Origin of the sequence: Capnocytophaga sp. oral taxon 329 str. F0087 (assembly GCF_000213295.2) — a bacterium.
Taxonomy (GTDB): Bacteria; Bacteroidota; Bacteroidia; order Flavobacteriales; family Flavobacteriaceae; genus Capnocytophaga; species Capnocytophaga leadbetteri_A.
Genome location: NZ_KN390021.1, coordinates 1,331 through 15,207, shown reverse-complemented (window position 1 = coordinate 15,207; position 13,877 = coordinate 1,331). Strand labels below are relative to the sequence as shown.

12 protein-coding genes are annotated in these 13,877 nt (G+C 38.8%); 8 read left to right on the top strand and 4 right to left on the bottom strand.

Annotated elements, in window-relative coordinates; genetic code table 11:
* Positions 1-833: alpha/beta hydrolase family protein (locus tag HMPREF9074_RS08530; protein WP_034540285.1), on the top strand; the 833-nt coding region annotated here is incomplete at its 5' end.
* Between the two features lie 79 nt (positions 834-912).
* Here HMPREF9074_RS08530 and prfA read toward each other — a convergent pair.
* Positions 913-1,986: a peptide chain release factor 1 gene (gene prfA / locus HMPREF9074_RS08525; protein WP_009389156.1), complete on the bottom strand. Its 1,074-nt coding sequence runs from the start codon at positions 1,984-1,986 to the stop codon at positions 913-915.
* 148 nt (positions 1,987-2,134) lie between these two features.
* Between prfA and cdd the strand changes: the two genes are divergently transcribed.
* The 7 genes from cdd (at position 2,135) to murC (ending at position 8,919) form a co-directional block, all read left to right on the top strand.
* The gene (gene cdd / locus HMPREF9074_RS08520; protein WP_009389155.1) at positions 2,135-2,617 is read left to right on the top strand and encodes a cytidine deaminase; all 483 of its coding nucleotides are present in this window, start codon (positions 2,135-2,137) and stop codon (positions 2,615-2,617) included.
* A 236-nt stretch (positions 2,618-2,853) separates the two neighbouring features.
* Complete coding sequence (locus HMPREF9074_RS08515) at positions 2,854-3,459, top strand: hypothetical protein (protein WP_009389152.1); 606 nt, start codon at positions 2,854-2,856, stop codon at positions 3,457-3,459.
* Positions 3,460-3,630: 171 nt separating this feature from the next.
* Positions 3,631-4,380 carry a copper homeostasis protein CutC gene (locus HMPREF9074_RS08510; RefSeq protein ID WP_034540283.1) on the top strand — a complete coding sequence of 250 codons (750 nt, stop codon included), beginning with the start codon at positions 3,631-3,633 and terminating at the stop codon, positions 4,378-4,380.
* A 4-nt stretch (positions 4,381-4,384) separates the two neighbouring features.
* On the top strand, positions 4,385-5,632 hold the full coding sequence (locus tag HMPREF9074_RS08505) for a metallophosphoesterase (protein ID WP_009389150.1): 1,248 nt from the start codon (positions 4,385-4,387) through the stop codon (positions 5,630-5,632).
* A gap of 6 nt (positions 5,633-5,638) precedes the next feature.
* Positions 5,639-6,715: an undecaprenyldiphospho-muramoylpentapeptide beta-N-acetylglucosaminyltransferase gene (murG, locus tag HMPREF9074_RS08500; RefSeq protein ID WP_009389149.1), complete on the top strand. Its 1,077-nt coding sequence runs from the start codon at positions 5,639-5,641 to the stop codon at positions 6,713-6,715.
* Positions 6,716-6,727: 12 nt separating this feature from the next.
* Complete coding sequence (locus HMPREF9074_RS08495) at positions 6,728-7,573, top strand: hypothetical protein (protein ID WP_009389148.1); 846 nt, start codon at positions 6,728-6,730, stop codon at positions 7,571-7,573.
* Positions 7,570-8,919: a UDP-N-acetylmuramate--L-alanine ligase gene (murC, locus tag HMPREF9074_RS08490; protein ID WP_009389146.1), complete on the top strand. Its 1,350-nt coding sequence runs from the start codon at positions 7,570-7,572 to the stop codon at positions 8,917-8,919. The genes HMPREF9074_RS08495 and murC overlap by 4 nt, the downstream gene beginning before the upstream one ends.
* An 80-nt stretch (positions 8,920-8,999) precedes the next feature.
* Here murC and HMPREF9074_RS08485 read toward each other — a convergent pair whose 3' ends face one another.
* From HMPREF9074_RS08485 to HMPREF9074_RS08475, 3 genes are all read right to left on the bottom strand, one after another.
* Positions 9,000-10,982: an OmpA family protein gene (locus HMPREF9074_RS08485; RefSeq protein ID WP_009389144.1), complete on the bottom strand. Its 1,983-nt coding sequence runs from the start codon at positions 10,980-10,982 to the stop codon at positions 9,000-9,002.
* A gap of 114 nt (positions 10,983-11,096) precedes the next feature.
* Complete coding sequence (locus HMPREF9074_RS08480) at positions 11,097-13,043, bottom strand: OmpA family protein (RefSeq protein ID WP_009389142.1); 1,947 nt, start codon at positions 13,041-13,043, stop codon at positions 11,097-11,099.
* A gap of 67 nt (positions 13,044-13,110) precedes the next feature.
* Positions 13,111-13,877, bottom strand: a 767-nt coding sequence (locus HMPREF9074_RS08475; protein ID WP_034540281.1) for a PorP/SprF family type IX secretion system membrane protein, incomplete at its 5' end; no start/stop codon positions are given.

Below are 13,877 nucleotides of genomic sequence, written 5' to 3'. Positions count from 1 at the left end.
AGCTCTCACACTTCAATGATGAGGCTTATAAAAACATAGCGACTTGTCCTATAAAAGAGCGCATTATCAAAACCTCTGACGGCAAGGATATGCACGCTTGGGTGATTTATCCTCCTGATTTCGACCCTAATAAGAAGTACCCTACCCTACTCTACTGCCAAGGAGGTCCACAATCAATTGTAAGTCAGTTTTATAGTTTTAGGTGGAACTTCCAACTAATGGCCTCGCAAGGCTATATAGTAATTGCTCCTAACAGACGTGGCTTGCCAGGGTTTGGGGTAGAATGGAATGCCCAAATCAGTGGAGATTGGGGCGGACAACCTATGCGAGATTACTTATCAGCCATTGATGATATAACTAAAGAGCCCTACGTAGATAAAAACCGTTTAGGGGCTGTAGGGGCCAGCTATGGTGGTTATTCTATCTACTATTTAGCCGGTATTCACCAAAAACGATTTAAGAGCTTTATCGCCCATTGTGGGGTATTTAACTTGCAAAGTATGTATGGCACTACCGAAGAACTTTTCTTCAATAATCACGAAATAGGTGGCCCTTATTGGGAAAAAGAGAATGCCGTAGCGCAAAAATCATATAAAGAATTTAACCCAATAGAGAAGATAACTGAATGGGATACCCCTATTCTTATCATTCACGGAGGTAAAGACTACCGCGTACCCGAAGAGCAAGGTTTTCAAGCTTTTACAGCAGCACAATTGCGAGGTATCAAGAGTGAACTTTTATACTTCCCTGATGAAAACCACTGGGTGTTGCAACCACAAAACGGACTATTATGGCAGCGCACTTTCTTCAAATGGCTAAAAGAGACCCTTTAATATAAATATAAACATAAACAATAAAAAAAGCTGGTTGAAATGTTCAACCAGCTTTTTATTTGTTATTTGTATTTTATCATTAAAACACGTCTCCTTCTTTTAGTTTTTCAGCATTTTCAGCAAGTTGGAGTTCATCGATAAGGCGTTGTACATCGCCGTTGATAACGTTTTGCAAATCGTAGAGGGTGAGCCCAATACGGTGGTCGGTAACACGCCCCTGTGGATAGTTATAAGTACGTATCTTAGCCGAACGGTCACCACTTGATACCATAGATTTACGGCGTGCTGAATCAGCCTCCATTTTCTTAGCCAACTCCATTTCATAAAGGCGAGAGCGTAATACTTTTAAGGCTTTATCGAGGTTTTTGTGCTGTGACTTTTCGTCTTGACAACGCACCTCTATACCTGTAGGTATGTGTTGCAACTGTATAGCTGAATAGGTAGTATTAACTGACTGCCCACCAGGTCCGGTAGAGGTAGTACGGATAATCTTTACATCGGCCATATCAAGCTCTACATCAAACTCTTCTGCCTCGGGTAGCACAATAACAGTAGCCGCTGAAGTGTGTACACGCCCTTGTGTTTCGGTCTGTGGCACGCGTTGCACACGGTGTACCCCTGCTTCAAACTTCAAAGTACCATATACATTATCACCAGTAACCTCAAAAATAATCTCTTTATAGCCTCCTGCTGTACCCTCATTAAAATCCATTACTGAGGTACTCCAGCCCTTGCTTTGGCAGTATTTGGTGTACATACGATAAAGGTCACCAGCAAAGATAGAAGCCTCATCGCCACCTGTACCTGCCCGTATTTCCATCACGGCATTTTTAGCGTCTTCAGGGTCTTTAGGGATAAGCATATATTTGATTTCCTCTTCGAGCTGTGGTAGGCGTTCTTTGCTTTCTTCGAGTTGCAGCTTAGCCATTTCTACCATTTCGGGGTCAGAACCATCGGCTATAATTTCTTCCGCTTCGCTCAAATTCCCCGTTACGGTAATGTATTCTTCACGCTTATCCATCAGCTCTTTAAGGTCTTTATACTCTTTGTTGAGCTGTATATAGCGTTTTTGGTCGGCGATGATATCAGGCTGAATAATCAGGTCTGAAATCTCATCAAATCGCTGTTTAACGATGTTTAATTTATCTAGCATATAGTTTATTTTCTGTTATTTAGGGTGCAAAGATAGTAAATTAATGGCAAATGACAAATGATAAATGACAAATACCTCTATAATTGTTAATTATTAATTGTCATTTGTTAATTATTTGATTATCTTTGCCGTCTAAAAAAGTCATTTTATGAAAACAGAAAAACAATTACAAATTAGATACACTATATTTGAAAGCCTCGCTGACCTACCTACTGAGGCACAAACTCTTATGGCTGAAGCAGTAGCAGCACGCCATAACGCCTACGCTCCTTATTCGAAATTCAAAGTAGGAGCTGCTGTATTAGTAGGCAATGGTAAGATTTTTATCGGTTCAAACCAAGAAAATGCCGCCTTCCCCTCTGGTTTGTGCGCTGAAAGAGTGTCCATTTATCAGGCATCGACCCAATGCCCTGATGAGATTATAAAGATGATTGCTATTTCGGGCACTGCTGAAGACCCTACAGGGCAACCTGTTTCGCCTTGTGGTGCTTGTCGTCAGTCGCTTTCGGAGTATGAGACTAAACAGCGACAGCCTATTCCTGTTTATTTTATGGGGGCTAAAGGCTCTATCATTCGCACTGAGTCTATCAAGGATTTGCTACCTTTTTTATTTGACGGAAGCTTGTTGTAGAGACGAAAAATGAGCGCTAATTCTTCGGTGATCCTTCGCTTATCCTTCGCTCATCCTTCGGTGGTTGTTCGGACGAGTGGGACGAGTAGGACGAGTGAGACAAGTGGGACGGGTGGGATAAGTGAGACAAGTGAGACAAGTGGAACAAGTGAGACAAGTGGAACAAGTGAGACAAGTGAGACAAGTGGAACGGGTGGGATAAAAGTTATTAAAAGAGTTTTGCATTATTAATAATTATGTTTTTTTCAAAATTATTCAATAAAATAGAATTAACATCTGAAATGAAGTTAATGGCAGAAAGTTTGATTGATAATAAATGGTTTAGAAATTGTGGAAAAGTTAATAATTTCAATATTCCTTTTAATTATCAATTTGCTTCAGAAATAGATGAGGTAGAAAAGCAGTTATCTTATCGGAATGATATAAAAGGTTTTGTAACTCTGGAAAATCTATTTATAGAAGTTGGATTCAGAGGACAGATTTTTTTATCTCTACACAACAAAAAAGAACATAATTCTTGGAATAGAGTAACCGATTTAATAGTAAAAAACTATATCAAAAATAAAAAATTTGATTTTTCTAAAATTGAATCTCTTTATTTTGATTCTGTTTATAATATGAATGTCAATCTATTTCTAAAAGAAGTTTTTATTACAACTTTAAGAGAAGTCTATTTCCAATCAAAAATTGAGAATTATCCATTCTTTTTCACAAAAATTATTGATATCTATTTGAAAGGGAATATCATAACAGGATGGGGAGGAAAATTTAGTAATCATAATCAACAAATAAAAGAAATTTCTCCTATCTCACCAGAAGAAGGTTTTCTTACTATTTGGTAATGCATCATTATTAGAAGTGTTTATTCGGACGAGTGGGACAGGTGGGACAAGTAGGAGGTGATACATATCAAAGGTTTAGAACAAATTAGCCTTGTATAATTGGTTATAGGTATTCTTTTTTCTTTGTTGGTTGCTGATTATTTTGTAATTTTGCCAAAAATTAGAACAAAGATGATTTATGAAATATGTGCCAGCTCATTTGAGTCGGCAAGAAATGCACAGATAGCGGGGGCTACCCGTATAGAGTTATGTAGCGAATTGGGCGTAGGGGGCATAACCCCCAGTTATGGGCTCATAAAAAAAGTAATGGACGAATTGAGTATTGGTAACTGTGTACTAATACGTCCGCGCAGTGGTGATTTTACCTATACTGAAGAGGAATTTGACGTGATGTTGCGTGATATTGTTCTCTGCAGGGAATTAGGTTGCCAAGGAGTAGTAACAGGTGTATTGCACCGCGATAATACTATTGACGAGGCGCGTACTGCTCAGCTAATGGAAGCTGCTGGTACTATGGAATTTATTTACCACCGCGCTTTCGACTGTGCTCCAGACCCCATAGCAGCTATCCATACCCTCAAAGGCTTAGGGGTGCATCGTATTTTAACTTCCGGTGGTAAAAAATCGGCTATAGAGGGGCTTGACCTGCTAAAAGAATTAAACCGCATAGGAGGCGGACAACCTACTATTATGCCTGGTGGCGGTATCAATGCGAAAAGCATAGAACAGATAAAAGCAGCTGGTTTTACTGACGTACATTTTTCGGGTACGGTTTTTGAGGAACTGGGTACTACCCTACCTTTTTCATTTAAAACTGAGAGCTTTTTAGACGAAAGCAAAAGACCTATTTCTAACGTTGAGGTTATAAGGGGGATAATTGGTTCATTAGCCAATTCATCTATTTTACTAATTTTCAATTGATTATATGATTTTTGCTATACTTTTCAGTATCCTTACTTTTTATTTTTTACTGAGTTTCTACGCAAGTAGAAGTTTGAAGACACTTAAAGCTGCGCGATGGGTACATTGGCTGTTTTGGGGAGTGGCTATAACAATAGTACTGTACCTGCTTTACCAATGGTTTGGAAGAGGCAAAACGGTATGGAGCGCTCGGCAACAGTACGCAGTGGCAGGACTCCTTACGTGGCTTATCATCTGCCTTTTTGTCAGTTTGCCGCTGTTGATAGAAGACCTTAGTCGCTTAGTGCGCGCTCTTTTTATCAAAAGAAGAGCTAATGCCCCACGTATTCCCTCACGACGCAAGTTCGTCAGCACCTTAGGATGGGGATTGGCGGCTATACCTTTCGCTTCGATACTCTACAGCATTTTCAAAGGAAAATACAACTACAAAGTGTGGAAGTATACGCTTTATTTCCCTAATCTACCTAAAGCGTTTGACGGCTATCGTATTACTCAAATTTCTGATATTCACTGTGGTAGTTTTGACAATTACGACAAAATACGTTACGGAGTAGAACTTATCAATGCTCAAAAAAGCGATGTAATACTATTTACTGGCGATTTGGTGAATAACTTAGCTGAAGAGGTACGTGATTGGAAGCAACTATTTGCTACCCTACACGCCCCTGATGGGGTATTCTCGATTATGGGTAACCACGATTACGGTGATTATTCGTCTTGGGAAAGTGCAGAAGCTAAACAGCAAAACATAGCAGAACTACACCGGCTACAGAAGGAAATGGGCTGGGATTTATTACTAAACAATAATCGTTATTTGGAGCGCAATGGTGACAAGATTGCCCTTATAGGAGTAGAGAATTGGGGACACGGGCGTTTTTCTAAGTATGGTGACTTAAACAAAGCAATGGAAGGAGTAAGCGAGACTGATTTCAAGATACTTATGAGTCACGACCCTACCCATTGGCAAGAGAAAGTACTGCCAGAGCAGAAGTCGATAGACCTAACCTTAAGCGGACATACGCACGGAATGCAGTGCGGCATAGAGATACCACAGTGGCGCTGGAGTCCTTCGCAATATATCTACAAATATTGGGGAGGTATGTACAAAGAAGGGGCACGATATTTGAATGTAAATAGAGGTTTTGGATACCACGCTTTCCCTGGTAGATTAGGGGTATGGCCTGAGATTACGGTGATAGAGCTGAAATGTGGAAATCAGGCGTTAGAAGTTGATAAACAACAAAATAGCTAAGAAATAATGAAAAGATTTATCATATCAGGAGGAGGAACAGGAGGGCATATATTCCCTGCCATAGCCATTGCTGACGAGCTAAAAAGACGGCTACCCGATGCTGAAATCCTTTTCGTAGGGGCAAAAGACCGTATGGAAATGCAGAAAGTGCCTCAAGCAGGTTACCCCATCGAGGGCTTGTGGATTTCGGGTTTGCAGCGCAAACTCAGCTGGCAGAACCTACTTTTCCCCTTAAAATTTATTAGCAGCTTGCTAAAATCAAGGAGTATCATCAAACGCTTTAAGCCCGACGCGGTAATAGGCACGGGAGGTTTTGCTAGTGGTGCGGTAGTGAAAGTAGCAGGACAGATGGGTATTCCCACTTTTATACAAGAGCAAAATTCGTATGCCGGCATTACTAATAAAATGCTTGCCAAAAACGCACACAAGATATGTGTAGCTTACGATGTTATGGAGCAATTTTTTCCGAAGGAGAAAATAGTAAAAACAGGAAACCCTATACGCGATGGCTTGCTAAACATAACGCAGTATCGCTCTGAAGGACTCTCTTATTTTCATTTAGACAGTCAGCGAAAAACTTTATTAGTGCTTGGAGGTAGCTTAGGTGCTCGCCGTATCAATCAGCTTATAGAGCAACAATTGCCTCTTTTTGAGCAATTAGGGGTGCAGGCGTTATGGCAGTGTGGAAAGTTATATTACGAAGAATACAAAAAATACAATAGTGAACAGGTACGTGTATTGGCATTTATAGACCGAATGGAATTGGCGTACGCAGCGGCTGATGTGATTATCTCGCGCGCAGGAGCCAGTTCAGTGAGTGAGCTATGCGTAGTGGGCAAGCCTGTGATTTTTATCCCCTCGCCTAACGTAGCCGAAGACCACCAGACCAAGAACGCACGTGCCATAGCCGACAAACAAGCCGCTATACTATTGCGTGAAAGTGAACTAAATGAGCAGTTTGCAAACACTTTTAGCAAGCTAATAGCCGATGAAGCACAACAAGAAGCCTTATCGGTACATATAAAAGCCTTGGCACAGCCCAACGCTACTAAAGATATAGTAAACCTCATACTCAACGATTAAAATCTGAATAGAATGACTAAGAAATTAATTTTTATAAGCATAATATGGTGGGCAGTTGCAGCTATAGGACAAACTACACTGAAGCCTTCAGTTTTTATCGACACAAAAAGTGATGCTTTCAAGAAAGGTATTGTAGAAATTAAGGAATACACTAATTATGAAGTGTATGAGCAACTACAACGACTGATGAAAAAGGGTAATGCTGGCGCTATCAACAGTGATATGATACGTCAAGCCTACATCACACGCAAAGTAAGTTTAGCAAAAGGAAGCTACATCATTGATAATAATGAACAACGATTTGAGTTTGAAATAGGTAATGGAGGAATACTGATAGGCGAAGGGAAGTTCCTCAACAAGAAACGCAACATAGCCTCTACTTATATTTTTGATAGCGGAAAGTTATCAGAAATACACCTATTCAACTCGGAAGGGCGATTGCGGAAGAAAAATATTTTTAAAGGAAATATGATAGAAGGCTTGGTGTATGACCACGCAGGGAATATCGCACAAAAGATAGAGATATACACCAATCTAAAAGAGGGCGCAGACCAGATAGTGACTACTTATCACAAAAACGGCAACCCGAGTAAGGAGGTAAATAGCATCAAAAACATCACTAAGGAGTATTACCAAAACGGTAAGCTAAAAATAGAGATTATCGATAGTAAAGCCACCACTAAGTACGACCCTGAAGGCAAGCTGACTGAAAAGTGGTATATAACAGAAAAAGGTAACTGCCGTGAGTTATATGACAAAGGCATTATCACCCAAAAGACCTGCGAAGACCGCAGTATAAAAGAAACAACAGTATCATATTACAAAGACGGAAAATTAGTAGAAACCAAGAAGTTATGAATTTAGCACCCATACAAAACGTTTATTTCATAGGTATAGGCGGCATAGGTATGTCAGCTCTTGCTCGTTATTTTAACGCTAATGGCAAAGCTGTATGCGGTTACGACCGTACGCCTACTGAAATTACAGAAATGCTTGAAAAAGAAGGAATAGCAGTACACTTTACTGATGATGTTGCCGCTATTCCAGCCTCATTTAAAGACAAAGCTACTACTTTAGTAGTTTATACCCCTGCTATACCTAAAGACCATTCAGAACTGCTGTATTTTCAGCAAAATGGTTATGAGGTGGTAAAACGCTCGGAAGTGTTAGGCTTTATCACGCAAAACAGTTTCTGTTTAGCGGTAGCGGGCACGCACGGCAAGACGACTACCTCGAGCATTCTCGCCCATATATTAGTAGAAAGTGGTGCCTCGGTAAGTGCTTTTTTAGGAGGTATAGCAGAGAACTTCAATAGCAACTTAGTACTACACGGCAATGAATACACTGTAGCTGAAGCTGATGAGTTTGACCGTTCTTTCTTGCGTCTGTCGCCTAATATAGCGTGTATCACTTCTATGGACGCTGACCACCTAGATATTTATGGTGATGAACAACACCTGATAGAAGGATTTCACCAATTTGCAGGCAAAATAAAAGAAGGAGGTAGCCTAATAGTGCGCAATGGGTTGGCTATAGCAGGCGAAACTTTTGGATTAGAAGATGATTCTGACTATTCTTTTCAGCATATTCGCATAGTAGATGGTGTTTACCACTTCGATTTTAAATACAAAGGAGGTATCTACAAAGATTATACTTTCTTAAAACCTGGAAGACACAACTTATTAAATGCTTTAGCTGCTGTTTCAATGGCAATAAAAGCAGGATTTGCCCCAGAAGCCTTACTTCCTCATTTGGCAACTTTCAAGGGAGTAAAAAGGCGTTTTTCGTATATCATAAAAGAAAAAAATAGGGTGTTTATAGATGATTACGCTCATCACCCTTCAGAAATTAATGCGCTTTATCAGGCTGTGAGCGAAATGTATCCTAATACCCCTAAAACTATTATCTTTCAGCCTCACCTCTTCAGTCGTACCCGTGACTTTATGGATGATTTTGCCAAAAGCTTATCGCAGTTTGATGAGGTTATCCTATTGGATATTTATCCTGCCAGAGAATTGCCTATTGAAGGCATTACCTCTGAAGTTTTGCTAAGCAAAATCACTACCCCACAAAAGACTTTAGTAAGCAAAGCGGAACTTATTCCTTTACTAGAGACTATGCAGCCCTCTCTACTATTAGCTGTAGGTGCTGGCGATATAGGTGCTGAAGTAGCCCACATAAAAGAGGCGATGAGTAAGATATAAAGAAGAGATAAATATACAAAAAAACAGTCTGAGTGATAACACTCAGACTGTTTTTTTGTATAACAATTTTAAAAATATAACTAATAACTAATAATAATGAACTCACTACGACGGTTGGCTTGATGTTGCTCTTCGGTACAAGGTACCCCATTACTACATTCGTTTACTAACTGCGTTTCGCCATACCCTTTACCTGTAATACGGTTTTTCTTGATACCGTGAGAGGTAATCCACTTGATAGTAGACTTAGCACGGCGTTGTGAAAGGGCTAGGTTGTACTTATCAGAACCCCTACTATCAGTATGCAAGCGTACATCTACCGTCATTGTAGGGTGCTCTTGCATCACTTTTACGATTTTAGCTAACTGCTCAGCTGCATCTTTGCGAATGTTAGCTTTATTATAATCGAAGTAGATGTTTTCGATATTCAATATTTTGGCTAAATCGTTGCCTACCGCTATTTCTTTAGGTTTCTTCTCTTCTACTACAGGAATAGGCGTCAATAATACTTCAGCTGTTACATCTTTATTGCTATTAAGCGCTAAAAGCTGCTGATTGCTGTTGTATTTTTCTTTCTCTGATTTAATCAACAGTTGTAAGTCGCCACAATCAGCTGTGTAATTGAATGCAAATGCCCCCTCAGCATCGGCTGTAGTTTCCTCTAAAAGAGTATTGTTGGTACTCCAAAGAGCTACCTTAGCATTAGGAATAATAGCTGATGTAGCAGCATCTTTAACTACCCCCTTAAGGCTGTACTGACAGGTAAAACGAAGAGGGGTATGCTCATAGAAACTATAGATATCATCACTCCCTCTACCCTCTGGACGATTAGAGGTAAGATAGCCTATGTGTGTATGACTGTTGATAACATAACAAAAATCATCATCTGCACTGTTACCAGGACGACCTATATTGATAGGCTTGGTAATAGGATTGCCCTCTGCATCTAATTTGACAGCAAAAATGTCTAAGCCTCCTAAACCAGGGAAGCCATCAGAAGAGAAATAGAGTATATTATCATCAGATATAAAAGGGAAAGACTCGCGACCAGGTGTGTTGATACGCTCGCCTAAGTTCTCTGGTTTACCATACCCGTCTTTTAATATTTTAGAGCGGTAGATATCAGAAGCACCAATAGTACCTTTCATATCAGAAGTGTAATAGATATATTTGCCATCAGGACTAAGAGCTGGGTGTGCTACGCTGTGAATATTGCTATTGAAAGGCATTTCTTGCACATTTCCCCATTTGCCACTTTTATCTTTAGTAGCCTTAAAAATCTTAAGCAATACGGTTTGGTCGCCGTTAGTTTTTACCTCGTTATTGATGAAGTTATTACGTGTAAAATACATCGTATTACCATCTTTAGTAAAGGCAGCTGTTGATTCATTAAACTTAGTATTAATACCGTTTAATTTTGCTTTTCTTGAGGCTTGTAGGCTATCAGTATTAGCTTCGTAGAGCGTATAAAAATTGTCGCCTGTCCATTCTGAACGGCGTTTTAGAAAACCTGTTTTGCTAGTAGCATATACAATATTATCGCCATAAAAAGCGGTACCATACTCTGATTTTTTAGTATTGAGTTTGAGCAAATTGAGCTCCATTCTACCTGAATTGCGTTTTACTTCAGCCTGATAATCTCTGTTTTTGAGAAATAGTACAGCACGCACATCGTTTTTACCTGTAAGTGCTACAAACTGATCCATTACTTTGTCGGAAGCATCGTAATCACCTTTGCTTTTTAGAGTTTGAGCATAGCGGTAATAATATTCTGGCTTGATATTTAAAGGCTTATTAGTTTTAGGATCCTTAGCTTTAAAAAGTTTATCATACCATTTATTAGCTTGCTGATAATCGGCATTATAATAGTAAGCATTACCAAGGTTTTCTAAGAGTTCTTGAGGTTCAACTCCTTTGCGGGCTATACTTTCATAAGCATTGATGGCCTCGACATAATCTAAGTTCTTATAATATTTAGCTGCTTTTTGCAAAGCTTCTTTTTCATTTTGAGCAAAAGAGAATTGTAATATTAATAAGAAAGTTATAAAAAAAAGTTTTTTCATAAGATATAAATAAGAAAAAATTAAGAATTTAGGAAATGAATACTATATTTAAAGATTTTGCCAAAGAGGTAACTATAAATATTACCTCTTTGACAAAGCTATTATGAGAGATTATTACATCGCAACAACGATAAATTCGCTGCGACGGTTTTCTTGATGTTCTTCTTCAGTACAAGGCACTCCGTTAGAGCATCCGTTTACGAGACGTGTTTCGCCATAACCTTTAGCTTTTAAGCGTTTTCTATCGATACCTTGTTTAACTATCCATTCGAGGGTAGCTTTAGCACGGCGGTCAGAAAGTTTAAGGTTATATGAGTCAGCACCACGGCTATCGGTATGAGAACGAATATCTATCTTCATTTTTGGATACTCGCGCATTACCTCTACGATTTTAGTAAGCTCAACCGCAGCATCTGGGCGGATATTAGCTTTATTATAGTCGAACTTAATTTCTTTGATTTCAAATACTTTAGCTAAGTCCATACCTTTTTTGATAGCTACTTGTCTTGGGTTGAGCAATATCTCGTATACTACCTCATCTTTCCCTACAGTAACATTTACTTCGGCTGTTTCGTATTTTTCTTTTTCCCCACGTAAGTAGTAGTGAGAATCATTGCAATTTACTTTTTCAAAAGTGAAAGTACCATCAGTTTTTGACTTGTCTGTACTTACTTCTTTCATCACTTTATCAGATAAAATCACTTTTGCATTGGCAATAATAGCCTTAGTTTTAGCATCTTTTACTATACCTTTGATATTTTTCTGGCAAGAGAACAATAGAGGTTTATCTTCATGGAAGCTATAAATATCATCTTTACCTTTCCCTCCAGGACGGTTTGAGGTTAAGAAACCTATTTTGCTATCGCTATTGAACACAAAACAGAAGTCATCATCTGCACTGTTACCAGGCATACCGATATTTACCGGTTTAGAAGTAGAGCCATCGGCATTAAACTTCGCAGCGAAAATATCTAACCCCCCAAGACCAGGTATACCATCAGATGAATAGTAAAGTACATTTTCTTTAGAAATATAAGGGAAAGACTCACGACCTGCTGTATTAATGATATTACCTAAATTTTCGGGAGTACCATATTGGTTATCACCCAAAATTTCTACTCTGAAAATATCAGAACTACCAAATGTTCCTGGCATATCAGAGGCAAAGTACAAATACTTTTCATCTGAGCTAAGAGCTGGGTGTGCTACGTTATACTGGTCGCTATTGAAAGGAACCTCAACGATGTCGCCCCAATTGCCGTTCTTATCTTTAGTGGCACGTAATATTTTAAGCAAAATAGTATTTTCGATATCAGTACCAAGTTTTCTATTTACGTAGTTATTACGTGTAAAATACATTGTATTGCCATCTTTAGTAAAAACAGGGGTAGACTCATTAAACTGTGTATTAACAGAAGAAGAAAAAGGTTTTCTGCTACCTAACTTCTGATCGAAATGTTCTGCCTCGTAAAGGTCGTAGAAACTCTCGCCTGTCCATTGAGATACACCACGTTTAGCTTTTCTGGCATTGGTAGCCCCTGCAAAAACTATCTTATCACCATAAAGAGCGGTACCATATTCAGAATTTTCGGTATTAATAGAGGCATTATTGAGCTGAAATCTACCTGAGTTGTTCTTAATAACCGTTTGATAATCTTTGTTTTCTTCGAAAAGGGCCGCACGAGTATCATTAGCATTAGTAAGTTGAACAAACTTAGCCATCATTTTATCGGCTTCGGTATAGTCGCCGACAGACTTAAGTGTTTGTGCATAACGATAATAATACTCAGGTTTTACCTTGTACTTACCTTCTTGAAAAAGTTGTTCGTACCAAGGAAGCGCCTTTTTGTATTCGGCATTGTAATAATACGCGTTGCCCAAACTCTCGAGCATCTCCTGATTCACAAAGCCTTTCTGGGCTATTCTTTCATAAATTTTAATCGCATCAACGTACGAAAAGTTCTTATACATTTCATTTGCTTTTTCCAACTCTTTTTCTGGTTGTGCAAAAAGTAATGAAGTAGAACTTAATAAAGCTACACTAAAAGTTAATAATCTCATTTTTAACAATTAACAATTACAAATTAATAATTTATTGATAAAGTGGTTAATGGTTAAAAATATTATTTTAGAAGAATCGAGGTGATACGATTTTCTTATAGGTTTTAACAAGTTCGTAACGCAAGAATATCTCGTGAGAACCTGAGTTGTATTTTGACAATTCAGTAGTTTCGTAGTCATAGCCATAACCTATAAACCAACGATCATTGGCTTGGAAGCCCGCCATTATACTAACTGCGGCATCCCAACGGTAAGCTGCCCCTATGACAAATTTCTCATTGAACATAAAGTTGAGCGAGCCATCTACTTGTAATGGTACTCCAAAAGAAGCTTTAGTAAGTACTGCTGGCTTAAACTTCACATTATCTGATAGGTTAAATACATAGCCCCCAATGAAATAGAAGTGTTGTGCATTCTTAAGCACTGATACCGATTGGTCTTTATAATGGGTAGTTTCTAACATATTAGGCACTGAGAAACCGAGGTAAAACTTATTAGTATACCAATACACTCCCGCCCCTATATTAGGTGAAAATACACTTTCGGTACCCGCTAAGGTAACATCGGTATTATCTTGTTTGCGCAATTCATCGTAATTTATTTGAAATAAACTACCTGAACCTTTTATACCAAAAGCTAATTTAGAGTTTTCAAAGTTCAATGTATACGATGCATCTATTGCTAATTGTGTTTGGTTTTGAGGACCAATACTCTCGCGGAAAATACTTCCTCCTAAACCTACATTGCGAAGTTCTTGCATCGGTTGGTGATAGCTAATGCTACCATTAGTAGGTGCCCCTTTGATGCCTACCCATTGGGTACGAAACATACCAA

Excerpts from the sequence above, each read along its gene's own strand:
- prfA (WP_009389156.1), bottom strand. The coding sequence starts at position 1,986 with ATGCTAGATAAATTAAACATCGTTAAACAGCGATTTGATGAGATTTCA.
- cdd (WP_009389155.1), top strand. The coding sequence starts at position 2,135 with ATGAAAACAGAAAAACAATTACAAATTAGATACACTATATTTGAAAGC.
- HMPREF9074_RS08515 (WP_009389152.1), top strand. The coding sequence starts at position 2,854 with ATGTTTTTTTCAAAATTATTCAATAAAATAGAATTAACATCTGAAATG.
- HMPREF9074_RS08510 (WP_034540283.1), top strand. The coding sequence starts at position 3,631 with ATGATTTATGAAATATGTGCCAGCTCATTTGAGTCGGCAAGAAATGCA.
- HMPREF9074_RS08505 (WP_009389150.1), top strand. The coding sequence starts at position 4,385 with ATGATTTTTGCTATACTTTTCAGTATCCTTACTTTTTATTTTTTACTG.
- murG (WP_009389149.1), top strand. The coding sequence starts at position 5,639 with ATGAAAAGATTTATCATATCAGGAGGAGGAACAGGAGGGCATATATTC.
- HMPREF9074_RS08495 (WP_009389148.1), top strand. The coding sequence starts at position 6,728 with ATGACTAAGAAATTAATTTTTATAAGCATAATATGGTGGGCAGTTGCA.
- murC (WP_009389146.1), top strand. The coding sequence starts at position 7,570 with ATGAATTTAGCACCCATACAAAACGTTTATTTCATAGGTATAGGCGGC.
- HMPREF9074_RS08485 (WP_009389144.1), bottom strand. The coding sequence starts at position 10,982 with ATGAAAAAACTTTTTTTTATAACTTTCTTATTAATATTACAATTCTCT.
- HMPREF9074_RS08480 (WP_009389142.1), bottom strand. The coding sequence starts at position 13,043 with ATGAGATTATTAACTTTTAGTGTAGCTTTATTAAGTTCTACTTCATTA.